This window comes from Streptomyces agglomeratus, from assembly GCF_001746415.1.
GTDB lineage: Bacteria > Actinomycetota > Actinomycetes > Streptomycetales > Streptomycetaceae > Streptomyces > Streptomyces agglomeratus.
The window spans coordinates 6,590,609-6,615,070 of the sequence record NZ_MEHJ01000001.1; the positions used below are offsets into that span (position 1 = coordinate 6,590,609).

A 24,462-nucleotide genomic window follows, 5' to 3' on the forward strand; every position below is an offset into this window, starting at 1 on the left:
GGGCTCAGCCCTCGGCCGGCACCGGTTCCGGTTCCTGCGCCGGGGGCTGGATGATCCGGGCCTGGGGGGCGGGCTCCGGCTCCGGAGGCAGCACGCGCTCGGGAAGCAGCTCGACGACGGCCTGCCGGTGCGCCTCACTCGTCGCGTCGTCGTACGGGTCGGGCGTCGCCGGAACCTGGAGCCGCAGGACAGGTCCGGTGCCGAGCCGCGCGTAACCGCGTCCGGGAGGGGTGTCGCGCGGGGGCGTCGTGTGCGGGCGTTCCCCCAGCACGGATTCGACGTGCCCGGGAACGGACGGACCGAGCACCACGCGCGCGCGTGTGTGGGTCCGTACCGTGTCGCTGAGTGCTTCCATGGCGTCGAACTGCTCCGCCACCACGACTGTCACGTTCGCCGCCCTGCCGTGCCGCAGGGGGACCTGGAGCAGCTGCTGGGGATCGGTGCGCCCTTCGGCGGCGGCCAGATGACCGAACACGGTCGGCCGGTCCAGCAGGATCCACAGCGGGCGTTTCGTGTCCTCCGGGGTGGGGTGCCCGGCCTGGCGGGCGCGGTTCGCGGCGATCAGCCGCCGCTCGGTCTCGTGAGCGGCCCATTCCAGGCTCGCGAGCGCTCCCGGGAGGCCGCATTCGACGGCCAGTACGCCGGCGCGTCCCGTGAGGCACGCGTACTCACCCGTGCCGCTGCCTTCGACGATCACCACGTCGCCGTGCTGGAGCGCCTGGAGGGCGATCGAGCGCAGCAGGCTGCTCGTGCCGCTTCCGGGCTGCCCTAGGGCGAGCAGGTGCGGTTCCGTGGAGCGTGTCCCCGTCCGCCAGATCACCGGAGGGGCGTCGTACGTCCTGTCGCCCTCCGTCACGGGCACGGTCCGCTGGACCGCGTCGGCGTCGGTGAAGCCCAGCACGGTCTCGCCGGGCGCGGTGACGAAGCGCTGGGCGGCGATGGACGTGAACAGCGGGGGAAGCACCGTCATGACGAGCTGGTTGCCCTCTTCGTCCCATTCGAAGTGGTACTCGCGGCCGCGGCCCGACTTGGCGTGCAGGAGCTGCTCGACGCGGGCCCGGGAGGCGGCCTCGCCGTCGGTGAAGTACGCCGGGTAGCGCACCAGGAGGCGGACGAGCCGGCCGTCCTCGAACTCGAACTCGGGAAACGCCTTGTCCCACTCGCCGCCGTGGGCGAACAGCGGACTGGGGTCCTCGGCCACCGAGAAGTACGGCACCAGCGCCTCGTACAGGGCACGGAGCCGGTCCGTCTCGGCCTCGTCGGGGCCGCTACGCGCCGGGGTGCGGTCCCGGCCCTTCCAGGCGGCCGCGGCCATCACCGTGATCAGGGCCAGGAGCGGCCCGTACGGGATGAGCGCGACCACCAGGACCGTGGCCGCCACCAGGAGCAGCGCGGAACCACGCCGGTCCTTGGGCGTGTCGGTCCACTTGCGCCTTCCGGCGGCGGCCAGCTGCCGCAGACCGCGCGTGAGCGTGATCAGCGGATGGAGAACGTCGGTGGCGCTGTCGGCCGCCGTACGCGCGATCTCGCGGCTGCGGGTGATCGGCGCACTGCCGCTGCTCAGAATGCGGGGGAGTGGAAGCCGGGCCACTTCGGTCTCCTGGTGGTGTTGAAGCGGTTACGGCAGGTCAGAACTTGATCCCGCCCAGAAGACCGGCGAGGCTCGCGCCCCCGGCCTTGATGCTCGGTGCGATCGCTGTGCCCGCGAGGTAGAAGCCGAACAGAGCGCAGACGAGGGCGTGGGACGCCTTGAGGCCGTCTTTCCGGAAGAAGAGGAAGACGATGATGCCGAGAAGCACGACGCCCGAGATGGACAGGATCATGAGGTTCTCCTGGTTGAGGGGACAGTCACCATGAGTTCTTCCAGGCTCACAGCATGTATCTATACGGCAAAAGGTGCAAATGGGTTACTTTTCAGCTTTTTCACCTGAGTGGCTGAGGGGGTGGCCGGTGGCGTGGCTGAGGGGGCGGCCGGTGCGCGCGGGCCGTCGTCCGGTTCGCCCTGATCTTTGCCGCTGCCGGGCCGCGTCATGTGACCGGACGGGCAGTACCCTGTCGATTCACTCGTACGGCGCTGGTGCCGTACGTACAGGTCACAGCAGTGAAACGGCAGTGGAAGGCGGTCCCTTTCGATGAGTGAAACCCCGGATCCCGAGGTGGTCGAACTGGCCGGCAAGGTCTTCGACCTGGCGCGTCAGGGAGAGACCGAGGCGCTCGCCGCGTACGTCGACGCCGGCGTGCCCGCGAACCTCACCAACGACCGGGGCGACACCCTCGTGATGCTCGCCGCCTATCACGGCCACGCAGGCGCCGTGAAGGCCCTGCTGAGCCGTGGCGCCGACCCGGACCGCGCCAACGACCGGGGGCAGACACCGCTCGCGGGCGCCGTCTTCAAGGGCGAGGAAGCCGTCGTGCGCGCACTGGTCGAGGGCGGCGCCGACCCGGCCGCCGGAACCCCGTCAGCGGTGGACACGGCGCGCATGTTCGACAAGAAAGACCTGCTGGAGCTCTTCGGGGCGCGGTGACAGGGGAGTTGACGCGGAGCGGCCGGGGCGCCGTAAATGTGGTCGCGTCGGTGAAATGAGTGGGTCATCATGACGTCGGATTCACATGCACGCGGGACGGGCAGAAGTTGCCGGACCACGGGGAGTGTGAGCGGGCCCGCTCCGGGCCCACCGACGAGAGGCAGAGGAAGATGGTCTACAGCGAGCAAGAGATGACGGCGGACGCCGGCCGGACATGTTGTCGCGCGGCCTAGACAGGCACGTATCCCGGTTGCGTCGACAGCTTGATGTGAGGCTTTTTCCATGTTCGATCCAGTCATAGCGCCGAGCGGCACCTTGCTCGGCCTCCTGCAGAGGGGCCGCGGCGACGGCACGCTGCACGCGCTCGCCGCGCCCCGCCCCGAAGCGCTCGCGGCCCTGAACCACTGCGTTCTCGACGACCCCCGCCACGACTGGCAGGTCGAGAACCGCTCCCTCTACTACGCGCGCCTCTACCTGGATCTCGACGGCGGGCTTGAAGCGATCGAGCAGCACCTCTTCGACCCGGAAGACCTCGTCGACGACGACGAGAGCAGGACCGGCCTCGCGCTCGCCGTGCTGGGCCACCTCGCCTCGTACGGCAGGGACGACGCTCTCGTACTGCTGCGGCGGTACGCCAGGACCGGCGCCAACTGGGCGTGGGCCCTCGACGAGCTCGCCCTGCGCGACGACGACGCCGGGCTGCGCGGGCTCGCCGCGCCCGTACTCGCCCGGTTCCCCGGCACCCCGGAGGGCGAGGCCGGGCTGGCCGCCGCCGTACGGGACGCCTTCGAGCCCCGGCCGTGGCGGCTGTGGGCAGAGGACCCGCGCGACAGCGTCGGCGGCCGGGTGCGGGCGGCGGGAGAGCGCGGCTCGTTCAGCCGGTGGCAGCGGCAGATGCGGCCGACGGGGCCGCGCCCCGGCTGGAGCGTCCAGGCGGTGTTCGACTGGGCCCAGCAGGGCCTCGACCGCGGTACGCCGCTCCATGTGCCGGCCGCCAGGTGCCTGACCGCCGTCGCCGGCCCCGGGGACCGCCCCGCGATCGTCGAGGCCGCGCGCGACGGCCAGGACGGCGCCCGCTGCACCGCGCTCCACTACCTCGCCGAATCACGCGACCCCGTCGTGCTCGACCTCATCGAGACGGCGGCCCAGAGCCCCTCCCGTACCGTCGCGGACGCCGCTGTCGCCTCCTTCGAGCGGATGTGCGGCGAGGACGCGGTGGACCGGGCGCGCGGCTGGGTGCACCGTCCGGACGCCCTCGGGGCCTCCGCGGCAGGGGTGCTGGCCTGCCGGGGCGGGGCGCAGGACGTTCCGCTCGTGCTCGGAGCGCTGCGGGAGACCGTACGGGCCGACGGGCCCGACGCGCCGCTCCTGTGGGCCCTCGTGGACGGGGCAGGACGGCTCGGCATCTGCGCCGCGGCGCCCGTACTGCGCCACGTCTACCGCGAGACGGCCTCCTCGCACCTGCGCGGCCGCGCGGCACGCGCCCTGGCCGCCACCGATACCTCGTTCGCCACCGGCTTCGCCGTCGAGTGCCTGTGGGACTGCGAGGAGACCACCAGGGAAGTGGCCGCGCTGCACGCCGAGACCGGCGACGCGCGCGTGGCGGAGCGGCTGCGGCGGCTCGCCGCCGATCCGGCCGAGGAGGCCGAGGTCCAGACCGCGGTACGGAGCAGGATCGGGCCCGACGCGCCCGCTGCCTGAGCGGCGCGCCGGGCACGGGGGCCCGGAACCGTCGGGCAACAAAGCCCGGGACCGTCGGGCAACGGGGACGGTCGGCGCGCGGGGGCGCCGACGGGGTCCCGGGAGCCGGAGGGCAAACGCTCATAGGACGTTCCTCGCCCGGAAAGATCCAAGTCGGCCGGGACATGCGTGGCGCGACGACAACACGGTTATGCGAATGCGTTTGCGTGTCGCCATCGTCACCGAGTCCTTTCCGCCCGACATCAACGGCGTTGCCCATTGCGCCCTTCAGACCGCCCGGCACCTGGCCGCCCGCGGTCATGATCCGCTCGTCATAGCGCCGGCCGCGGCCGCCGAGGTCACCACCGGTCAGGGCTCCGGCTCCGACGCCGCGACACCGTATCCCGTGGTGCGCGTGCCCTCGCTTCCGCTGCCCGGGTATCCGCAGGTGCGGGTGGCCCTGCCCAGCCGGCGAGTGGCCGCCGCGCTCACCGCCCACCGGGCCGACATCGTCCACCTGGCGAGCCCCTTCGTGCTCGGGGTGCGCGGAATGGCGGCCGCGGCACGGCTGGGCATCCCGGCCGTCGCCGTCTACCAGACCGATCTGGCCGGCTACGCCCGTACGTACATGGGTGCCGGGGAGGGGACCGCCTGGCGGCGCATACGGGCCGTGCACAGCGCGGCCGACCGCACTCTCGCACCCTCCACGGCGGCTCTGCGCGACCTGGAGGAACACGGAGTGCCCCGGGTCCGGCTGTGGGCGCGCGGGGTGGACACGGAGCGGTTCAGGCCGTCCCTTCGCGACGAGGCACTGCGGCGCGCTCTGGCACCCGGCGGGGAACTGCTCGTCGGATACGTCGGGCGGCTGGCGCCCGAGAAACGGCTGGGGCTGCTCGCGGGCGTGTGCGGCCTGCCGGGCGTACGGGTCGTGGTCGTCGGGGACGGGCCGAGCGAGCCCTCCCTGCGGGCCGCACTGCCCGGCGCCGTCTTCCTGGGCCGCAGGACGGGCGACGAACTCGCCACGATCTTCGCCTCGCTGGACGTCTTCGCGCACACCGGACCGTACGAGACGTTCTGTCAGACCGTGCAGGAGGCCATGGCGAGCGGCGTTCCCGTGATCGCTCCGGCGGCGGGCGGGCCGCTCGACCTCGTCCGTCACGGGAGCACCGGTCTGCTCGTCGAGCCGCACGACGCGGCCGCCGTACGGACGGCCGTTTCCGCGCTCGTCGAAGACGCGGGGCTGCGCACCGCCTACGGGCGCGCGGGCCGCGCCGCCGTCGAGAGCAGAACGTGGGCCGTCGTCGGCGATCAGCTGCTCGGTCACTACGCGGACGTACTGAGCGGCCGCACGGCGGTGGCGGCATGAGCGGCCGGGGGAACGGCGGGCCTCTGCGGATCGTACGGCTGGCCAATTTCGTCACCCCGTCGTCGGGCGGGCTGCGCACCGCCCTGGGGGAGCTGGGGCGCGGTTACCTGGCCGCCGGGCACGAGCCGGTGCTGGTCGTTCCGGGCGAGCGGGAGAGCGACGAACTCACCGCACAGGGCCGGGTGATCACCCTGCCGGGTGTGGAGCTGCCCGGCACCGGCGGCTACCGGGTACTCGTCGGCCGCCGGAGGCTGCGCGGGCTCCTGGAGACGCTGTCGCCGGACCGGCTGGAAGTCTCCGACCGTACGTCGCTGCGCTGGACGGGGGAGTGGGCGCGGCGCAACAGGGTGCCGTCGGTGATGGTTTCGCACGAGACGGCGGACGGGGTGCTGCGGACGTGGGGGGTGCCGCGGACGGTCGCCGGCCGAACGGCGGACCGGCTGAACGCGCGCAGCGCCTGGGCGTACTCGCGGATCGTCTGCACCACGGAGTGGGCGGAGCGCGAGTTCGTGCGCATCGGCGCGCGCAATGTGGTGCGCGCTCCCCTGGGCGTCGATCTGCGCGCCTTCCGTCCGGAACGGCGCAGTACGGCGCTGCGTGCCCGGCTCGCTCACGGGAACGACGTACTCCTCCTGCTGTGCTCGCGCCTGTCGGTCGAGAAGCACCCGGGAACGGCCCTTGACGCCCTCGCGACGCTTCGCGGGAACGGCGTACGGGCGGCCCTGGTGGTCGCGGGGGACGGGCCGTCGCGCGACCAGATGGTGCGAAGGGCGCGTGCGGAGCGGCTGCCGGTCGCGTTCCTGGGACATGTGGCGGAGCGCCGTGAACTGGCGGACCTCCAGGCGTCGGCGGACCTCTGCCTGGCTCCGGGCCCCGCCGAGACCTTCGGACTGTCCGCACTGGAGGCGCTGGCCTGCGGCACGCCGGTCGTCGCCAGTGCGTCCGCCGCGCTGCCGGAGGTGATCGGCGACGCGGGCCTGGCGGCCGCCGACTCCGGTGAGGCGTTCGCCGACGCCGTACGACAGCTGCTCGACCGCCCGGAAGAGGCGCGCCGCACGGCCGCCAGGGCGCGGGCGGAACTCTTCGGATGGCCCGCGGCGGTGGACGCGTTCCTGGCCGCGCACGACACGTGTGCCCTGACCGCGCACGACACGAGCGCCCCGGCCGCGCACGACACGAGCGCCCCGGCGCGGGCGCCGGAGGTGACCGGATGACCCGCGTGGCCCGTACCGGCCAACCGGTGCGGTTCGCCGCGCTGGGGGACTCGCTCACGTCGGGTGTCAGCGATCCGGTGGACGGCGGACTGCGTGGCTGGGCCGCCCTGCTCGCCGGGGGGCTCGCGGCGAGCGGGGAGGCGGCGCGGTTCCGGAACTTCGCCGTCAGCGGCGCCCTCACCCGCGATGTCGCCGAGCGGCAGGTACCTCAGGCGCTGGCCTTGGCCCCCGACATCGCCTCCGTCCTCGTCGGCGTCAACGACACCCTGCGCCGTACCTTCGACATCCACGACTTCACCGTACGGTTCGACGCGGTCTGCGCCGCCCTGACCGAGGGCGGGGCCGTACTGCTGACGGCCTGTCTGCCCGATCCCGGGACCATGCTCGGCCTGCCCGCCCCGCTCGCCCGCTGGCACGCAGACAGCGCGCCGTCAACGCCGTGGTGCACGTCCTGTCCGCGCGCTACGCCGCCGTACACCTGCACGTCGCCGAGGGCCCCTGGGTTGCCGACCGCGGCCTGTGGAGCGCGGACAGGCTGCACCCGGGCGAGCGCGGGCACCGGCTGATCGCCGCACGCTTCCACGCCCTGTTGGTCGCCCGGGGGCTCGCGGCCGCGAGCCGCCCGGCTACGCACCCGAGCAGCCGCCGCCCGCCCGTGCGGCCAATCTCGTATGGCTGCTGACGGCGGGTACGGGATGGCTGGCCCGCCGTTCCACCGACCTCCTGCCGCAGCTCCTGGGCCTGGCGGCCGCCGAAGTACGGCACGGGGCACGCGGCACCAGCGCGCGGCTCGATCTGCGCGCCTCACAGGCGCTGTCGGCCGCGCTCGCCGCCGTTTCGGCCCCGCCCCTTGCCAGAATGGGGGAATGAGCGGGCGCTGGGAATTCTGGATCGACCGTGGCGGTACCTTCACCGACGTGGTGGGCCGACGGCCCGACGGCCGGCTCGTCACCCGCAAACTGCTCTCGCACGACCCGGAGCGCTACCGGGACGCGGCCGTCGCCGGAATCCGGCTGATGCTCGGGCTCGGTCCCGGCGAACCGGTCCCGGCCGACCGGATCGCCGCCGTCAAAATGGGGACGACGGTCGCCACGAACGCGCTGCTCGAACGGCGCGGCGAGCCGACCGTACTGGTCATCACCGAAGGCTTCCGGGACGCACTGCGTATCGCGTACCAGAACCGTCCCCGGCTCTTCGACCGCCACATCGTCCTGCCCGAGGCGGTGTACGAGCGCGTCGTCGAAGTCCCCGAGCGGATCGACGCGGGCGGAGCGACCGTACGGCCGCTGGATCTCGCGGCCGTCACGGAGAAACTGCGCGCCGCGCGCGACGAGGGTTTCCGCAGCGCCGCTGTCGTCCTGATGCACGGCTACCGTCACCCCGCGCACGAGTCCGCCGTCGCCGCCGCCGCGCGCGCACTCGGCTTCACGCAGGTGAGCTGTTCGCACGAGGTGAGCCCCCTGATCAAGCTGGTGCCGCGCGGGGACACGACCGTCGTGGACGCGTACCTCTCACCGATCCTCCGCCGGTACGTCGACGAGATCGCCGGGGAACTGCGCGGCGTGCGCCTGATGTTCATGCAGTCCAACGGCGGACTGCGGGAGGCGGCGCACTTCCGCGGCAAGGACGCCGTGCTCTCGGGTCCGGCGGGCGGTGTCGTGGGCATGGCCCGTACCTCGGAACAGGCCGGTTTCGAGCGCGTCATCGGCTTCGACATGGGCGGCACGTCCACCGACGTGTCGCACTACGCCGGCGCGTTCGAAAGAGACCTCGGCACGCACGTCGCGGGCGTACGCATGCGTGCGCCGATGATGAACATCCACACCGTCGCGGCGGGCGGCGGCTCGGTGCTGCACTTCGACGGGCAGCGCTACCGCGTCGGACCCGACTCGGCGGGCGCCGTTCCCGGGCCCGCCTGCTACCGACGCGGTGGTCCCCTCACGGTCACCGACGCCAATGTGATGCTCGGGCGCGTCCAGCCGGACCACTTCCCCGCCGTCTTCGGACCCCGTGGCGACCAGCCCTTGGATGCCGAGGCGGTACGCCGCGGGTTCGTGAAGCTCGCCGACGACGTGGCCGAAGCCACCGGTGCACGGCGCAGCCCCGAGGAGGTCGCCGCGGGCTTCCTCGACATCGCCGTGCTCAACATGGCCAACGCCGTCAAGAAGATCTCCGTACAGCGCGGTCACGACATCACCCGCTACGCGCTCACCAGCTTCGGCGGCGCCGGCGGACAGCACGCGTGCGCCGTGGCCGACGCGCTGGGCGTCGACACGGTGATCGTGCCGCCGCTGGCCGGTGTGCTCTCGGCCTACGGCATCGGCCTTGCCGACGCCACCGCCATGCGCGAGCAGTCCGTCGAGGCGGAACTCGGTGAGGGGATGCTCGGGGGCGTACGCGAACTGTGCGACCGGCTGGCCGGACGTACGCGCCAAGAGCTGCGCGCCGACGGCCTCAAGGACGAGGCGATCAGCACGCACGCGCGCGTACTGATCCGCTACGCCGGTACGGACGCGAGCCTGCCGGTCGCGCTGGGCGGCGTCCTGGACATGACCGCGGCCTTCGAAGCGGACCACCGCGCGCGGTACGCCTTCACCATGGACAAGCCGCTGGTCGTCGAAGCCGTCTCGGTCGAGGCCGTGGGAACGGCGGGACCGGACGTTCCCGGGAACGTCGCCCGAAGGCGCACGCACACGGGAACGCCGAGTTCCCGTGCGACGGTACGGATGTTCACCGGGGGACGGAGACACGACACCCCGCTGTACCGGCGCGACGACCTGATGCCCGCCGACGCGGTCGAAGGCCCCGCCGTCATCGCCGAGGACGACGCGACCACGGTGGTCGATCCGGGCTGGCGGGCGGCCGCCGGAGAGCGAGGCCATCTGCTGCTCACGCGCGTGCGTCCGCGCCCCGGCCGGACGGCGGTCGGCACGGCGGTGGACCCGGTGATGCTGGAGGTGTTCAACAACCTCTTCATGGCCATCGCCGAGCAGATGGGCGTACGCCTCGAGAACACCGCCCACTCCGTCAACATCAAGGAGCGGCTGGACTTCTCCTGCGCGCTTTTCGACGCGCACGGGAATCTGATCGCGAACGCGCCGCACATTCCCGTGCACCTCGGTTCGATGGGCGAGTCGATCAAGGAGGTGCTGCGGCGCAACGAGGGCTCCATGCGCCCCGGCGACGTGTACGCCGTCAACGACCCCTACCACGGGGGTACGCACCTGCCCGACATCACGGTCGTGACGCCCGTGTTCGACGCCGAGGGCGGGCCGGCGCGCTTTCTGGTGGCCTCGCGCGGACACCACGCGGAGATCGGCGGCCTCACCCCCGGCTCCATGCCGGCCTTCAGCCGTACGGTGCACGAGGAGGGCGTCCTTTTCGACAACTGGCTTCTCGTGAGGGACGGCAGGCTGCGCGAGGAGGAGACGCGCGAACTGCTCGCCACCGCCGCGTATCCCTCCCGAGACCCGGACACCAACCTGGCCGACCTGCGCGCACAGATCGCCGCGAACGAGAAGGGCATCGCCGAACTGCGCCGCACGGTCGACCAGTTCGGCCTCGACGTGGTGCAGGCGTACATGCGGCACGTCCAGGACAACGCGGAGGAGTCGGTCCGCCGCATCGTCGCCGGGCTGCGGGACGGCGAGTACCGCTACGAGACCGACAGCGGAGCCGTGATCCGGGTCGCACTGAGAGTGGACCGGGAGGCACGCGGCGCGGTGCTGGACTTCGCCGGCACGGCGCCCCAGCAGCCGGGGAACTTCAACGCGCCCAAGTCGGTGGTCATGGCCGCCGTCCTGTACGTCTTCAGGACACTCGTCGCCGACGACATCCCCCTCAACAGCGGCTGCCTGAAACCACTGGAAGTGCGGGTCCCCGAGGGTTCGATGCTCGCGCCCGTCTATCCCGCGGCGACCGTGGCAGGCAACGTCGAGACCTCGCAGGCCGTGACCGGAGCTCTGTACGCCGCCCTCGGTGTCCAGGCCGAAGGCTCCGGAACCATGAACAACCTCACGTTCGGCAACGACCGCGTGCAGTACTACGAGACCGTGGCGAGCGGCTCGGGGGCGGGCGACGGATTCGACGGGGCCGACGCCGTGCAGACCCACATGACCAACTCGCGCCTCACCGACCCCGAGATCCTGGAGTGGCGTTGCCCGGTGCGCCTGGAAAGTTTCTCCGTACGCGAGGGCAGTGGGGGAGAGGGCCGGTGGCGGGGCGGCTGCGGAGCCGTGCGCAGGATCCGGTTCCTGGAACCGATGACGGTGGCGCTGCTCTCCGGCCACCGCCGCGTCCCGCCGTACGGCATGGCCGGCGGCGGGCCGGGAGCGACGGGCAGCAACCGCCTCGAGCGCGCCGACGGCACGCTCATGCGGCTGAAGGGCTGCGACACGGCCGACGCCGGCCCCGGGGACGTCCTGGAGATCCGCACCCCAGGAGGAGGCGGATACGGGCGCCCCGGCGGCCCCTGAGCGCCCTGAAGGCCCCTGGCTCCGCCCCAGACGCCCCACCCCGTGCCGAAACGCCCGCAAGGGCTGTGGCGGGCCGCTGAGGGGCCCTCAGCGGTCCCTGCGCCCCGTCGTGACGACGAACCGGACCGGTGTACCGGGTGCGGCCTGCGCCGCCGCGGCGAGATCCGGCTCCCGCACGACCGCGAGCACCGGATATCCCCCCGTGGTGGGATGGTCGGCGAGGAACACCACAGGGCGCCCGTCGGGCGGTACCTGCACCGCGCCGAGAACCATGCCCTCGCTGGGCAGTTCGCCGTGCACGGCGCGCTCCAGAGGCGGGCCGTCCGTGCGCAGCCCGATGCGGTTGCTCGCGGCGGACACCCGGTAGACGGCCGTGGACAGGGTGCGCAGCGCCCGCGGCGTGAACCAGTCCGCACGCGGTCCGGGGAGGGCCCGCAGGACGAGTTCGCGCGGGGGGCTCTGCCAGGGCACGGCATCGGCGTACACCGGTGGCCCCGGATCGCCGCCCAGCGGCAGCACAGCGCCGTCGGCCAGGGCCGCTGGACCCAGCCCCGACAGCAGATCGGTCGAGCGGCTGCCCAGCACGGGTTCGCAGGCGACGCCGCCGGCGAACGCGAGGTAGCTCCGTACGCCGCTCGCCGCCCGCCCCACTTCCAGTACCTTTCCCGCCGCCACGCGCACCGGCGCGCCCCAGGCCACCGGACGCCCGTCCACGGTGACGCCGCACGGCGCACCGGTGACCGCCACGGTGACCGGACAGCGCGGCCGTACGGCACAGCCGTTCACCGTCGTCTCCAGAACGGCCGCCCCCGGGGGGTTGCCCACCAGCCGGTTCGCGAGATCGCTCGCGGGCCGGTCCAGCGCACCCGAGCGCGGCACGCCGAGATGGGCGTGACCGGACCGCCCCAGATCCTGAACGGACGTCAGCGCACCGGCCCGCACCACCGCGAAAGCCCGGTCCGTCACAGCCCCTCCGGTACGAACCGCACCCGCGTGCCGGGGGTGAGCAGCGCGGCGGGCACGCGCGCGTGGTCCCACAGAACGGCGTCCGTCGAACCGATGAGCTGCCAGCCACCGGGCGAGGAGCGCGGATACACCCCGGTGTACGCGCCGGCCAGCGCCACGGCGCCTGCCGGCACCGCTGTGCGCGGCGTTTCCCTGCGCGGTACGGCGTACCGCTCCCCGAGCCCCGTCAGGTAACCGAACCCGGGCGCGAACCCGCAGAACGCGACACGGAACACCGCCGCCGAGTGGATCCGCCCCACGTCATCCGGGTGCACGCCCCACAGCTCGGCCACCACCGCGAGATCGGGGCCGTCGTAACGCACCGGAAGTTCGACCGCGCTCCGGACACCGGGCGTGAGCGGCGGGATCTCCCAGCCGGCCAGGTGCTCGGCGAAGTGCCCGGGATCGTCGAGGCCGTCGAGCAGCACGGTGCGCGCCGCCGGCACGATCTCCCGGACTCCGGGGAGCGTGCCTTCCGCGCGGCGCCGCAGCAGCTCGGCATGGAACGCCTCGGTCTCCTCGCCGGTGCCGAGTTCGACCAGCAGCGCGTGGTCGCCGACCGGCAGCGCCCTCGGCGTGCTCATACGAAGGCCTCCACACGCACGCCCGCCGACTCCAGACGTTCCCGTACACGGCGGGCCAGCCCGACGGCGCCAGGGGTGTCCCCGTGCAGGCACAGTGACCGGGCTCGTACGGCGACCGGGCGGCCGCAGCGCGAGGTGACGACACCCGACCGGGCCATGGAGACGGAGCGTTCGACGACCGTTCCCGGGTCCGTGACGACGGCGTTCTCCTGTGCGCGCGGAACGAGCGTCCCTTCCGCGGTGTAGGCGCGGTCCGCGAACGCCTCGGCGACGGCCGGGAGTCCTGCCTTCGCCGCGATGTCGAGGAACCGCGAGCCGGGCAGTCCCAGGACCGGCCGCCCACCACCGGCGAGCAGCACACCGTCGACCACGGCGGCGGCCTGTTCCTCGTCGCGCACCACACGGTTGTAGAGCGCGCCGTGGGGCTTGACGTACGAGACCCGCGAACCGGCCGCTCGCGCGAACACTTCCAGCGCGCCTATCTGATACGCGACTTCGGCGGCGAGTTCGTCCGGGGGGACGTCCATGGAGCGCCGCCCGAAGCCGGCCAGGTCGCGGTACGAGACCTGGGCGCCGATCCGTACCCCCCGCTCGGCCGCGAGGTCGCAGACACGGCGCATGGTCACCGCGTCACCGGCGTGGAAGCCGCAGGCGACGTTGGCACTGGTGACGACGGACAACAGCTGTTCGTCGTCGGTCAGCCGCCAGCGCCCGAAGCCCTCCCCGAGGTCGGCGTTGAGATCGATGGAGGCGGAGGTCATGTACGGATCCCTTTCCGTTCTTCAGGCGCTTCTTCGGGCGTTCCTCGGAGCGTTCCTGCGAGCGCTTCTTCAGGCATTGCGAAGCCGCTCGTCGCGCGCGCCGCCGGGCCGTTCACGCCGTTCACCGGAGCTCTTTTCCGCGTGTCTCGGGAAGGCCGAACAGCGCCACCACGGCGAGCCCGTAACCGACCGCTCCGAAGATCAGAGCGCCACCGACGCCCCAGCTTCCGGCGAGGAAGCCGACCAGGGTCGGGAAGATCGCGCCCACGGCACGCCCCGTGTTGTACGTGAAGCCCTGACCGGTCCCGCGCACGGCCGTCGGGTAGAGCTCACTGAGGAACGAGCCGAAGCCGCTGAAGATGGCCGACATGCAGAACCCCAGCGGAAAGCCGAGGACGAGCACCAGTTGGTTCGCTCCCGACGGGATGTTGGTGTAGGCGACGACGCAGGCGGCGGAGAGGAACGCGAACAGCGCGATGTTCTTCTTGCGGCCCAGCCTGTCGGTGAGATATCCGCCCGTGAGGTAGCCGATGAAGGCGCCCGAGATGAGGAACGCCAGGTATCCGCCGGTACCGACGACGGTGAGGCCCCGCTCCGTCTTCAGGTAGGTGGGCACCCAGGTGGCGAGCGTGTAGTAGCCGCCCTGCACACCGGTGGAGAGCAGCACCCCGAAGAGTGTGGTGCGCAGCAGGTCCTTCTTGAAGATCGCCGTGAACGAACCCTTGTCGCTGCTCGCGAGGCGCCGCTGTGCGGCTTGTGGGGCGTCGCTGACATGGCGGCGTACGTAGATCACCAGGAGCGCGGGCAGGGCGCCGGTCCAGAACATCACGCGCCAGGCCGTGTCCGGGTCCAGGTACTGGAAGACCACCGTGCAGACGATGACCGCGAGCGCCCAGCCGACCGCCCACGCACTCTGGATCGCGCCGAGCGTCCGGCCGCGATGCCTGGCGGAGGCGTATTCCGCGACCAGGATCGCGCCGACCGCCCACTCGCCGCCGAAGCCGAGGCCCTGGAGGGCGCGGAAGACGAGCAGCGTCTCGTAGTTGGGGGCGAATCCGCACAGAACGGTGAACAGCGCGTACGTGATGACCGTGATCATCAGCGCCTTCACCCGGCCTATGCGGTCCGCGGCGATGCCGGCGATCGCGCCGCCGATCGCGGAGACCACCAGGGTGACCGTCGTGAGCAGACCGGTCTGACCCGTGCTGAGGCCGAAGTACGCCGCGATCGCCACCATGCTCAGCGGCAGCGTGAAGAAGTCGTAGGAGTCGAGGGCGTATCCGCCGAAGGCCCCGCCGAAAGCGCGGCGGCCGCGCGGTCCGAGGGCGCGTAACCAGGCGAACGCGCCGTCACCGTCGGGCAGTTCGTCCTGCTTCGACTGTGTCTGGGTGGTACTCATCTGCACCTCGCGGAGGGGGGAGGAGGGCGCTGGAGTCCGTGCGGTGCCGCCAACGTAGAGGATTGTTGAACGATCCGACAAGAGTCATGTCGGCTCGTTCCTGCTTCTACGATGGACACCGCGCGCCGGGCGAGAATGGCCGGTGCGGGAGCCTAGGGAGACACGCGCTGTGAGGACGACGGAGCCCGAGGGTGGCGGGCTGGCCGACGACCGCCCCCTGCTGGGCCGCACCAGCACGGCGGAGCGGGTCGCCGACATCCTCCGCACCCGCATCGCCGACGGGTACTTCCAGCCGGGAGAGCGCCTTTCGGAGGACAGCATCGGCAAGGCGCTCGGTGTCTCGCGCAACACGCTGCGCGAGGCGTTCCGGCTGCTGACCCACGAGCGGCTGCTCGTCCACCAGCTCAACCGCGGAGTGTTCGTCCGGGTGCTCGCCGTGGAGGACGTAGAGGACATTTACCGCATCAGGCGGCTGATCGAGTGCGCCGTCGTCCGCGGCCTCGGCGCACCGCCCTTCCCGCTCGGCGGCCTCGACAGGGCCGTCGGCGACGGAGAGCGGGCGGCCGACCGGCGGGAGTGGAAGGGGGTGGCGACCGCCAATATCCACTTCCACCGCGAACTCGCCGCCCTCGCCGACAGCCCCCGCACCGACGAGCTGATGCGCGGAATCCTGGCCGAACTGCGCCTCGCCTTCCACGTGGTGGCCGACCCCCGCCGGCTGCACGCGCCCTATCTCGTACGTAACCGGCAGATTCTGGAATGCCTGCGCGAGGGGGACAGCGCGGCTGGTGAACGGCTCCTCGCCGCCTATCTCGACGACTCCCGCACCCAGCTCGTCGAGGTGTACGCGGGCCACATCGAGACCGGGAACTGGGCGACGTGAGGGCCGTGCGGTCCCGCTGACCCGGCTCTCGGACCGGGTCGCTTCTGCGCCGTTTCGACCGTTGTCAGTGCGAGGACCTAATCTGTCCACGTGACTTCGCCTGCATCGACGGAATTCGTTCCGCCCCAGCTCAGCGCGGGGCCGCGGCCCGCACAGGGTCCGGCCGCCGACGAGGGGCTCGCGCGGCGGCTCCGCGCGCTCGCCTGCACGGCGCCGCTGCACGATCTGGACGTACGCAAGGCGAACCTCGCGGGCGAGTACTCGGTCTACGCGATGGCGGAGGTCGCGCTCGCCGCCATCGACCTCGTCACCCTCAACATGGACTTCGACACCGGCGCCGACCATGAGCAGATAGTGGCCAGGCTGCTCCCTCGCGTCGCCGCCCAGGCCCCGCACCGCCCGCTCGCCGAACACGAGCGCGTCGCGCGCTGGGTCCTGGAAAACCTGATCAACGTCGGCAGCGTGGACCGAGGCTTTCGCGCGGTTTACGGCACTTTCGGCCCCGACGGCGCGTATGTGCGCAGGGATTACGACTTCAAGCTCATCGAGGAGGTCCCCGGATACGGCGGCAGTGTCTATCTGCGGACCACCGACGAGGCCGTCAACGTCCTCGTCGGCGCCCTCGACACGGACGTCACCAGCGCGCAGATCGCCGCCGAGGTCAAGCTCGAGGTCCTGATCAGCAGGGGCAGGCTCGCCGACGCCCAGCTCGCCGCCGAGCAGGCCCGCTACCGGACCGTGCAGTACGCCGAGACGCTCCGCAGGACCTTGGAGGCGACCCGGCGCAACGTACGGGCCGTCGACTGGCTCAACGCGGTGCCCGACATGATCGCCGAGGCGCTCGACCACGTCGCCGACCGCTACCGCCACGAGAACGCCATCCTCACCAACATCCGCAAGGCGCGCGACGAGGCCGAGGAGCCGGAGCACAAGCGACGCGCCGCCGAGCTCGTCGACATCGTCAAGGACTGCATCCGCAGGCACACCCAGCTCCAGTCGAGGCTGCTGGACGCCGGGCCGCTGTTCCGCGCCGAACAGGACCGCCAGGCGTTCGCGACGCCCACGGCGCGGGCGGGACTCGACCTGTACGGCCAGCTCGTCGCGCCACTGCTGCCCCTGCCCGTCGAGCAGGCCATCCGGGTCACCGACGCCTTCTTCGCGCACGGCACGGGGCTGCGCACGCCCGTCGCCGTACGCGTCGGGGACCTGGTCGACATACTGCTGACCCCTCCGGTGGAGCGGGAGCACCTGGGCGCCGAGATGCCGGAGCCCGACCTGATCGCCACCCCCGACGACAGCCGGTTCAGCGAGGAGCAGCTGGCGAACGCCATGGAACTGCTCGACCTGCCGCACGACGCCCCCCGCAGGCTCTCCGGACTGCTGGCCGACGCGCGGCGCCGCGACCCGGATCTTCCGTACCTCGTGGCGCTGCTCGCCGTGCACGCGGCGAGCCCGCCGGTCGGCACCGCCTACCGGCAGGGTGAGAAGCGGCTGCTGTTCGCCGTGGACGACGGCGTCGAACTCGACGATCCGGAGTTCGGCGGCGCCGACCTGATAGTCGGCATGGCGCTGCTGGACGCCGCCGGCATGGCCGCGGACCGGACGGAGGCGGCATGACGGGCGCACACCACGCCGGGCACGCCCTGCCCCGGTCGGCGCAGGCCGGACGCGCGCTGTGCGCGCGGGCCGCGTGCGGGCCCGCGCCGTACACGCGGGAGGCGTACGGCCACGCGTCGCGCGGCCGCGCCATCGTGTCCGTACCCCACAACGAGAACACCCGTACCGAGGAGTACCAGCCGTGAGCGACCACCGCGCAGAGCACGCCGACGCGTGGAGCGAGCGAGCCGTCGACGACGCCGGGGCGCACGCGGCTTCCGCGGCCGAGCCGGCCGAGGCGTACGCGTCCGCCGCTCCTCCCACCGCGCACGGCGCGGTCACGCCCGCCGACGCGGCCGACGCCGCCCGGCTCGTCTCGTTCGGGCTCCAGCCCAAGCTGCTGCCCGCCCGCGACGTGGAGTACGCCGACCTCCTGCGCAGATACCGCGAGGAGCCCGCCTTCGCCCGGCTCGCCGACGCCGTCGCGACCGGGCTCGGGCTCGTCGTCCTCGAAGTGTCCCCGCGTGCCGGCATGGCCGTCAGCGCCGGTGAGGACTCGGTCTTCGCCGTACGCATGGGCGACTACGCCCGGCGGGCCTCGGCCGACTCCGCCGACCGGTTCCTGCACGGACTGGCGCATCTCGCCGTCGCCGCGCTCGCCTTCCCACGCCCCGAAGACCTCGCCGACGACGGGTACATCGGACGCATAACGGTCAACGGTGTCGACGCGTTCGTACGCCAGGCATGCCGCCGCCTGGAGGAGCGCGCCGACGAGCAGGGCGAGAACACCGACCCGGCCACCGAGGCCCCCGGCCTGGAGGCCGCCTGGCGGATCTACGCCCGCCGCAGCTCGACCGGCGCCACCAAGGACGCCCGACGGCTGGCCGGCTCCACCACCGGCATCGTCGGCAAGGCCGTGGCCTTCCTCACCGACTCCGGCTTCCTGCACCGCACGGGCGACGACGCCGGAGGGGCGTACCGCACCACCGCCCGCTACCAGTTGCAGGTCCGCGACATGGCGGGCAGCGCCGCCATGGCCGAGCTGCTGGAACTGGGAGTGGTCCCGGTGACCGACGGCAGCCCGACGCTCGTGCCGCCGTCGGACGCCGACGACCTCGAACTGACCGCCGAGGCCGGCCTGCCCTTCCACGCCTGACCCAGGCCGGGCCGGCGTCGACAGCAAGTCGACACGCCCGGCCGGATCGGCCGCCGACGCGGCCGCCGAGCACCTGCCGCACACCTGCCGCTTCACGACTTACGACGAGAGTCCGCCGCCATGTACGAGTTGTCCCGGGTCCGCCTCTACTCCATCGGGCCCGCCGGTGCGCGTTACGCCGACACCGTGCTTGACCTGCGCGGAGTCGGCGAGCCCGTGCCCAACCCCGCACCCACCCAGGCGGAGTTCTTCCAGGACGAGCCGGTCGGCCCGCCGCGCCGGCCCGCACCCGCCGGCGTGCTGTTCCTGGAGAACGGCGGCGGCAAGTCCGTCCTGCTCAAGCTGATCTTCTCGGTGATGCTGCCGGGCCACCGGAACACACTCGGCGGCGCCAGTTCCGGCGTACTGCGCAAGTTCCTGCTCGCCGACGACTGCGGTCATGTCGCGCTCGAATGGCAGCACACGCTCACCGGCGAGTGCGTGGTCGTCGGCAAGGTGAGCGAGTGGCGCGGGCGCCAGGTGTCCAACGACCCCCGGAAGTTCGCGGAAGCCTGGTACTCCTTCCGCCCCGGCCCCGGGCTCAGCCTGGACTCGCTGCCGGTCGCCGAGTCCACCGCCGTCCGCCCGTACGGCGAGGGCGTTTCGGGCGCGCAGGGGCGCCGCCGCACCATGAAGGGCTTCCGTGACGCGGTCACCGAGGCCGGCAAGGCGTACCCGCACCTCGACGTCCACTGGGAAGAGATCCACGACCGCTGGAACGAACACCTCGGCGACCTCGGACTCGACCCGGAGCTCTTCCGCTACCAGCGGGAGATGAACGCCGACGAAGGCGAGGCGGCCGGACTCTTCGCCGTCAAGAAGGACTCCGACTTCACCGACCTGCTGCTGCGCGCCGTCACCGACACCAGGGACACCGACGGTCTCGCCGACCTCGTGCACGGCTTCGGCAACAAGCTCGGCCGCCGCGCCGAACTCACCGCCGAGCGGGACTTCACCGCGGGCTCCGTCGACCTGCTCGGCCGCATCGTCGACGCCGCCGAGACCCGCGTCCGGGCCCGTGACGTCCACGCGGGCGCCGAGCGCAGGACCCGTACACTCGCCCGCCGGCTCTCCGCGCGCGCCGGCGAGGAGCGCGGCCGCACGGCCGAGCTCGCCCAGCAGGTCACCGTCACGGCGCACACCGTCACGGAGGCCGAGCAGGCACGCGGCCGCAGCTCCCTGATCGCCAGCGAACTCGCCTACCGGCACGCCTCGCTGGCCCTCGCCGCCGCCGAGAAGGCCGCGGCGGCTCAGCGCCGGGAGCTCGCCGACGCCCGCACCCTGCACGCCGCCTGGCAGGCCGCCGAGGCCGTGCTGCGCCACCGCGCCGCCGCGGACCGTGCCGCACGGGTCGCCGTAGCCATCCGTGAGGCCGAGCGCGACGCGGCCCCCGCACTGGCCGCCCGTGCCACGGCCGCGGGTGAGCTCGTACGGGCACTGCACGCGGCGGCCGAGGAGGGCGAGCGCGTCGCGGCCGAGGAGGAAGAGCGCTCCGCCGTCCTCCAGGAGTCCGGCGAGGCGGCGCACCGCGACGCCACCACGGCCGCGACCCAGGCACAGCGCGCCCGGAGCGAGGCCGGTCACCTCCGCCAGCGGCTCTCCGAGGTCGAACAGGAAACGGCGGAGGCCGTGCGCGCCGGCTGGCTCGACGACACGGCCCCGGACGCCGACCCGGCGCGCGCCGCGCTGGCCGCGTCCGACGCCGAGAAGACGGCGGTCGCCGCCTGGGACACGGCCCGTGAAGCCGCCCGCGCGACAGCGGACCGGGCGAAGGAAGCGGCCGGTGAGGAAGCCCGCGCCGAACTCGCGGCTGCCCGCGCGGCGGACGCCGCCCAGGGCGCGGAGCACGCGTACGAGGCGGAGCGCCGGGCGGCGCAGTCGCTGGCGGCGGAGGAGCGGCTGGCGGAGCTGCTCAGCCTGCCGTCGGCGCCCGCGGCCACGGCCGCTTCCGTACCGCAGCCGCGCCGGGGAGCCGCCGCGACGGACGGCACGTCCGCCGCGCGAGCCGTCGGAGCCGACGGACGGCCGACGCGCCAAGGAGCGCACACAGCAGTCGGAGACCCGGCGACAGGCGCCGACGAGGGGCAGCCCGAAGGCAGCCTCCGGCGGGACGGATCGCCGGGCACGAGCGCCACCGGCGACCGTGGCGCCGCGGACGGCACCCACCCCGGCGTCCCGGGGCAGAGCGCCGGCCCGGACGCACACGCGGGTACGGACACGAGCCCCGGCGCCGGAGACGAGGAGAACGACGTCACCGGCCGGCGGGACACCGCCGACCGCACCGGCGCCTTCGGCCGCATCACCGTATCCGCGCCCGGCCCCCGCACCCCCCGGCGTACCGCCGAGGGGCCGCTCACCGTGGAGGAGCTGGACCGCAACGCCGAGGACCTCCTCGCCCTCCTCGACCAGGGCATCACCTCCGCCGAGCGCCAGCTCTTCGAGCTGCGTACCGCCGCCGCCGACGATGCCCGCATCCTCGGCGCCCTCGGCGACGGCGGGCTGCTGCCCCCCGGCCCCGACGTCCTGGCCACCGTCGAGTTCCTCGGCGAGCACGGCATCCCGGCCCTGCCGGGCTGGCGCTACCTCGCGCAGGCCGTCGCCCCCGCCGACCACGCCGCGGTGCTCGCCGCCCGGCCCGAGCTGGTCGACGGCGTCGTCATCACCGACCCCGACGCCCACGTCCGCGCCCGCGAAGCCCTCGCCGGCGCCGCGCTGCTGCCCCGCTCGGCCGTCGCGGTCGGCACCGCCGCCGCGCTCCTGGCGCCCGTACCCGCGCCGGGCGACTCACCCTCCGACCGCACCGACGTCTTCCTCGTACCGCCGAACCCGGCGATGCACGACGAGCACGCGGCCGACGAGGAGCGGCAGGCGCTGCGCGCCAGGGCCACCGCCCGCGACGAGGAGATCCGCAGGCTCGCGGCCCGGCTTGCCGGCGACCGTACGCTCGCGGCCCGCCTCGGTTCCTGGCGCGCCGACTGCCCGCCCGGCATGCTCACCGAACTGGCGGAGGCGGCCAGGACGGCGGGCGAGACGGCGGAGGCGGCCGAAGCCGCGCTCGCCGAGGCCCGCACGGTACGCGCCGAGGCCGACGAGGCCGCCGCCGACGCCGCCCGCATCAGGGACGAGCGACAGGACGCCGCCCAGCGCGCCCGCCGCGTCGCCGACGCCCTCGCGGGTCTCGCGCACCGCCTGCGCGAACGCGCCGGCTGGCTGGTCAAGGTACGTGAACTGACCGAAGAGGCAGCGGAGCTGGAGGCGAGGGCCACGGTCTGCCTGGAGCGCGCCAAGGGGGCCGACGAGGACCGCCGCGCCGCCCAGCGCGCCGCCGACGACGCCCACCGGACGGCGCGCACCCTGCGCGCCGAGCGTGCCGAGATCGCCGGCGCGCCCGAGACACTGCCGGAGCCGGACGACGACGCGCCGCGCGTCGCGCTGCCCGCGTTGCGCGAGGCGTACCGCGCCGCCTCCCAGTTGTACGAGAAGGTCGGCGTCGGCGCCGACCTGCGCGCCGAGCAGGCCAGGGCGGAGAGCGACGAGAGCGCCGCACTCGCAGAGCTCAACCGCCTCAGCAACAAGGTCCGCACCCGTGCCGCCCTCATGCTGGAAGGCACGGACGGCGCCGACGGCCCGTCCCGCCAGGCCGCCGTCGCCCGCGCCGAGTCGCTCGTACAGATGCTGGAGTCGCGGGCGTCCACCGCGAGCGAGCAGCTCGGCCGGCTGCGCGGCGAGGCCGAGCGCCTCGCCCCCGAGGACGGCACGGAGCACACCGAGCTGCCCGACGGCCTCGTGCCCGCCGACGCGGAGCACGCCCAGGCGCTGCTGCGCACCGCCACCGCCGAACTTGCCGCCCGTACCGACGCGCTCGACTCCGCCCGCGCCGCCCACGCCGAGCTGCTCCGGGCCCACCGCGCGGCCGAGGACGCGGCGGGCGGCTTCGACGAGACTGCGGCGCTGCTGCGCGACCTGCTCCGGGACCACCACCAGGAGGACGAGGGGGCCCAGGAGCCCGATCCGTATCCGGGCAGCCTGGAGGAGGCACGGCAGTCCGCGGCCGAGTCCCGCCGTCTGCTGCGCGGGTGCGCGGCCGAGCTGTCCGCCGCGGAGGGCGCGGTGCGCGAGGCGAGCGACGTACTCGTGCGGCATGCCAACTCCACGCGGTACGAGCAGGTACGCACCCCAGCGCGCCAGCAGATCCGGGAACTGCCGGCGGCCGCGCTGCCCGAACACGCTGCGGCGTGGGCCGCGGCGTTCGAGCCCCGGCTGCGCGTACTGACCGACGAGCTGGCGCAGCTGGAGCGCAACCGGGACAGCATCGTCGACCGGCTCCGCGGGCTCGTCGAGTCCGCTCTGGCGACGCTCCGCTCGGCCCAGCGGCTCTCCCAGCTGCCGGAGGGCCTCGGGGAGTGGTCCGGGCAGGAGTTCCTGCGGATCCGGTTCGAGGAGCCGGACCAGGCGACGCTCGTCGAGCGCCTCGGCGAGGTCATCGACGAGGCGACCAGCGCAGCCGTCAAGAAGAACTCCGACCTCCGCAGGGATGGAATGTCACTGCTGCTGAGGGGTGTTCAGGCCGCGCTCCAGCCGAAGGGCATCTCGGTGGAGATCCTCAAGCCGGACGCCGTACTGCGCGCCGAGCGGGTGCCGGTCGGTCAGATGGGCGACGTGTTCTCGGGCGGCCAGCTGCTCACGGCCGCGATCGCGCTCTACTGCACGATGGCCGCGCTGCGCAGCAACGACCGGGGACGCGACAAGCACCGGCACGCGGGCACGCTGTTCCTCGACAACCCCATCGGCCGAGCCAACGCAACGTATCTGCTGGAGCTCCAGCGGGCGGTGTCCGACGCCCTCGGCGTGCAGCTGCTGTACACGACAGGGCTGTTCGACACGACGGCTCTCGCCGAGTTCCCCCTGGTCATCCGGCTGCGCAATGACGCCGACCTCCGGGCGGGGCTCAAGTACATCAGCGTGGAGGAGCACCTGAGGCCGGGGCTGCCGCAGCAGGACCCCGACGGCGAGACGGTGCACGGCGAGATCACGGCGACGCGGATGTTCAAGCGAACGCCGGCGTCGGCCGAGTAACCGGCGGCCTGCCCTGATACGCGGCCCCGGCCCGGCTCTCTCACGCCTGGGAGAGCCGGCCCGTGCCCCTGTGGCTCCGCTCTTCGCGGTGCCCGGACCGGGCAGCCCTGCGGGCCGTCCGGCGCGCCTTCCGCCGCTCGCGCCGCAGTTGGCGCGCCGTACTGCTCGGGACGGACACCACGCCGTGGCGCTGGTTCCACACCTGGCGGGTGACCCAGACGTCCAGCACGCCCCAGGTGGCGACCACCGTGCTGGCCACGCTGCTCAGCACAATCGGGAAGGCCAGCCAGGACCCCGCCAGCGTGCACAGGTAGGCCACCAGCGCCTGCATTATCGTCAGGGACGTGATGATGACGGCGCGTACGGCCGCCGTACGTACCGGATCCGGCAGTCGGGGACGCACGGCGGGTTCCTCCACCCACAACTGCCGCGGAGCACCGGCCGTCTCGACCCCCCGGTGATCGCCGACGCCCTCGTCCGCCGCGTACGCCGCTGACGATGTCGTCGTACGGCGCTCTTCCGTATCCATCGAACCTTCTCCCCACCGCCGCCTGGCGTGCCCCTCAACTCGGGCGCGGAACATCTGCCTTCACGAGTGGCTGCCCGCATTGCGCCCTTTTACGCCGCCCCCCGCGAGGCGAATGTGACGCGTACGGCCTCAACGGGTTCGTTTCCCCCGTACAGCAGGACGAATGGCCGGCCG

General features: G+C 73.2%; 17 protein-coding genes and 1 pseudogene. 11 read left to right on the top strand and 7 right to left on the bottom strand.

The features are described 5' to 3' along the window. Positions 1–4 precede the first annotated feature (4 nt). Positions 5–1,591, bottom strand: a complete 1,587-nt coding sequence (locus AS594_RS28910; RefSeq protein WP_069929768.1) for a hypothetical protein — start codon at positions 1,589–1,591, stop codon at positions 5–7. Positions 1,592–1,628: 37 nt separating this feature from the next. Next, positions 1,629–1,823, bottom strand: coding sequence for a hypothetical protein (locus tag AS594_RS28915; RefSeq protein WP_028814016.1), 195 nt, complete (start codon positions 1,821–1,823; stop codon positions 1,629–1,631). Positions 1,824–2,132: 309 nt separating this feature from the next. On the opposite strand from AS594_RS28915, the gene AS594_RS28920 reads away from it, so the two are divergent. The 6 genes and pseudogenes from AS594_RS28920 to AS594_RS28945 all read left to right on the top strand — a co-directional run bounded on the left by AS594_RS28920 (position 2,133) and on the right by AS594_RS28945 (position 11,260). Next, positions 2,133–2,525, top strand: coding sequence for an ankyrin repeat domain-containing protein (locus AS594_RS28920; RefSeq protein WP_069929769.1), 393 nt, complete (start codon positions 2,133–2,135; stop codon positions 2,523–2,525). A 282-nt stretch (positions 2,526–2,807) separates the two neighbouring features. After that, positions 2,808–4,226: a HEAT repeat domain-containing protein gene (locus tag AS594_RS28925; RefSeq protein ID WP_069929770.1), complete on the top strand. Its 1,419-nt coding sequence runs from the start codon at positions 2,808–2,810 to the stop codon at positions 4,224–4,226. Between the two features lie 202 nt (positions 4,227–4,428). Then, positions 4,429–5,571, top strand: coding sequence for a glycosyltransferase family 4 protein (locus tag AS594_RS28930; protein WP_069933795.1), 1,143 nt, complete (start codon positions 4,429–4,431; stop codon positions 5,569–5,571). Further along, on the top strand, positions 5,568–6,785 hold the full coding sequence (locus AS594_RS28935; protein WP_069932134.1) for a glycosyltransferase: 1,218 nt from the start codon (positions 5,568–5,570) through the stop codon (positions 6,783–6,785). Before AS594_RS28930 ends, AS594_RS28935 begins: the two co-directional genes overlap by 4 nt. After that, a pseudogene (locus tag AS594_RS28940) lies at positions 6,782–7,655 on the top strand (SGNH/GDSL hydrolase family protein). Before AS594_RS28935 ends, AS594_RS28940 begins: the two are co-directional and overlap by 4 nt. Beyond that, entirely contained in the window at positions 7,652–11,260 is a 3,609-nt protein-coding gene (locus tag AS594_RS28945) for a hydantoinase B/oxoprolinase family protein (RefSeq protein ID WP_069929772.1), read from the top strand. The pseudogene AS594_RS28940 and the gene AS594_RS28945 overlap by 4 nt, the downstream one beginning before the upstream one ends. 87 nt (positions 11,261–11,347) lie before the next feature. On the opposite strand, the gene AS594_RS28950 is transcribed toward AS594_RS28945, so the two are convergent. From AS594_RS28950 to AS594_RS28965, 4 genes are all read right to left on the bottom strand, one after another. Further along, the gene (locus AS594_RS28950; RefSeq protein ID WP_069929773.1) at positions 11,348–12,226 is read right to left on the bottom strand and encodes a 5-oxoprolinase subunit C family protein; all 879 of its coding nucleotides are present in this window, start codon (positions 12,224–12,226) and stop codon (positions 11,348–11,350) included. Beyond that, positions 12,223–12,849 carry a 5-oxoprolinase subunit B family protein gene (locus AS594_RS28955; protein ID WP_069929774.1) on the bottom strand — a complete coding sequence of 209 codons (627 nt, stop codon included), beginning with the start codon at positions 12,847–12,849 and terminating at the stop codon, positions 12,223–12,225. Before AS594_RS28955 ends, AS594_RS28950 begins: the two co-directional genes overlap by 4 nt. After that, positions 12,846–13,610 carry a LamB/YcsF family protein gene (locus AS594_RS28960; RefSeq protein WP_069929775.1) on the bottom strand — a complete coding sequence of 255 codons (765 nt, stop codon included), beginning with the start codon at positions 13,608–13,610 and terminating at the stop codon, positions 12,846–12,848. The genes AS594_RS28955 and AS594_RS28960 overlap by 4 nt, the downstream gene beginning before the upstream one ends. A 121-nt stretch (positions 13,611–13,731) precedes the next feature. Next, positions 13,732–15,009: an MFS transporter gene (locus AS594_RS28965; protein ID WP_069929776.1), complete on the bottom strand. Its 1,278-nt coding sequence runs from the start codon at positions 15,007–15,009 to the stop codon at positions 13,732–13,734. Between the two features lie 169 nt (positions 15,010–15,178). On the opposite strand from AS594_RS28965, the gene AS594_RS28970 reads away from it, so the two are divergent. From AS594_RS28970 to AS594_RS28990, 5 genes are all read left to right on the top strand, one after another. Further along, positions 15,179–15,892: a GntR family transcriptional regulator gene (locus AS594_RS28970; RefSeq protein WP_069929777.1), complete on the top strand. Its 714-nt coding sequence runs from the start codon at positions 15,179–15,181 to the stop codon at positions 15,890–15,892. 90 nt (positions 15,893–15,982) lie between these two features. After that, positions 15,983–17,509, top strand: a complete 1,527-nt coding sequence (locus AS594_RS28975; RefSeq protein ID WP_069929778.1) for a hypothetical protein — start codon at positions 15,983–15,985, stop codon at positions 17,507–17,509. After that, complete coding sequence (locus AS594_RS28980) at positions 17,506–17,694, top strand: hypothetical protein (RefSeq protein ID WP_069929779.1); 189 nt, start codon at positions 17,506–17,508, stop codon at positions 17,692–17,694. The genes AS594_RS28975 and AS594_RS28980 overlap by 4 nt, the downstream gene beginning before the upstream one ends. Continuing rightward, complete coding sequence (locus AS594_RS28985; protein ID WP_069929780.1) at positions 17,691–18,644, top strand: hypothetical protein; 954 nt, start codon at positions 17,691–17,693, stop codon at positions 18,642–18,644. The genes AS594_RS28980 and AS594_RS28985 overlap by 4 nt, the downstream gene beginning before the upstream one ends. Before the next feature lie 120 nt (positions 18,645–18,764). After that, positions 18,765–23,759 (top strand): hypothetical protein, encoded by a 4,995-nt coding sequence (locus tag AS594_RS28990; RefSeq protein WP_069929781.1) that lies wholly within the window; start codon positions 18,765–18,767, stop codon positions 23,757–23,759. 40 nt (positions 23,760–23,799) lie between these two features. Here the strand turns inward: AS594_RS28990 and AS594_RS28995 are convergent, their stop codons facing one another. Next, positions 23,800–24,288 (bottom strand): hypothetical protein, encoded by a 489-nt coding sequence (locus AS594_RS28995; RefSeq protein WP_240509100.1) that lies wholly within the window; start codon positions 24,286–24,288, stop codon positions 23,800–23,802. Positions 24,289–24,462 lie beyond the last annotated feature (174 nt).

Coding starts and splice junctions, on each gene's coding strand:
- AS594_RS28915 (WP_028814016.1), bottom strand. CDS start 1,823: ATGATCCTGTCCATCTCGGGCGTCGTGCTTCTCGGCATCATCGTCTTC.
- AS594_RS28920 (WP_069929769.1), top strand. CDS start 2,133: ATGAGTGAAACCCCGGATCCCGAGGTGGTCGAACTGGCCGGCAAGGTC.
- AS594_RS28925 (WP_069929770.1), top strand. CDS start 2,808: ATGTTCGATCCAGTCATAGCGCCGAGCGGCACCTTGCTCGGCCTCCTG.
- AS594_RS28935 (WP_069932134.1), top strand. CDS start 5,568: ATGAGCGGCCGGGGGAACGGCGGGCCTCTGCGGATCGTACGGCTGGCC.
- AS594_RS28945 (WP_069929772.1), top strand. CDS start 7,652: ATGAGCGGGCGCTGGGAATTCTGGATCGACCGTGGCGGTACCTTCACC.
- AS594_RS28955 (WP_069929774.1), bottom strand. CDS start 12,849: ATGAGCACGCCGAGGGCGCTGCCGGTCGGCGACCACGCGCTGCTGGTC.
- AS594_RS28960 (WP_069929775.1), bottom strand. CDS start 13,610: ATGACCTCCGCCTCCATCGATCTCAACGCCGACCTCGGGGAGGGCTTC.
- AS594_RS28965 (WP_069929776.1), bottom strand. CDS start 15,009: ATGAGTACCACCCAGACACAGTCGAAGCAGGACGAACTGCCCGACGGT.
- AS594_RS28980 (WP_069929779.1), top strand. CDS start 17,506: ATGACGGGCGCACACCACGCCGGGCACGCCCTGCCCCGGTCGGCGCAG.
- AS594_RS28990 (WP_069929781.1), top strand. CDS start 18,765: ATGTACGAGTTGTCCCGGGTCCGCCTCTACTCCATCGGGCCCGCCGGT.
- AS594_RS28995 (WP_240509100.1), bottom strand. CDS start 24,288: ATGGATACGGAAGAGCGCCGTACGACGACATCGTCAGCGGCGTACGCG.